Here is a 435-nt window from a genome sequence, read left to right as displayed (position 1 = left end):
ATCCTTTGAGCATTTCATTCTTCTCTCAGAAGCTGGTTACAAATATACCACCAAGAAATTTAATTACAAGCATTTTAGTGATTGGAATCACAAAAAATGCACAAATTGACCTTTATCAAAGTTTATGTGTAATTAAATTACAATTTTATGAATTAAAAAATAAAGCCACTTTCAGAATATATGATAGAGAACACATAGTGCTTGTTATTGTATTCACAAACTGTGACAGTTCTGAGAGAAATCCTTGTGATCGCGACTACTCGTACTTCTTATCTGGTGGTATGCTAACGGCAATTTGAAGGCCAAATCGTCTAGCATTTAATGCTACCTTGACAACATTTTTACGGTATATATTTGGCAAAGCACATCAAAAGGAGTCCTCCGTGTCTGAGTTCCATTCTGAGATCAGTACCTTATCACCTGCTCCACTTTGGC

Annotated in this window: 1 protein-coding gene; it reads left to right on the top strand. The window is 35.2% G+C overall.

The window, feature by feature from the left end:
- On the top strand, positions 1-299 hold a 299-nt coding region (locus IQR33_RS33020), incomplete at its 5' end, for a hypothetical protein (RefSeq protein WP_228013884.1).
- Positions 300-435: the final 136 nt, after the last annotated feature.

This window comes from Vibrio sp. OPT46 (assembly GCF_015163535.1).
Lineage (GTDB): Bacteria > Pseudomonadota > Gammaproteobacteria > Enterobacterales > Vibrionaceae > Vibrio > Vibrio alginolyticus.
This window is presented reverse-complemented; position numbering and strand designations above follow the sequence as displayed.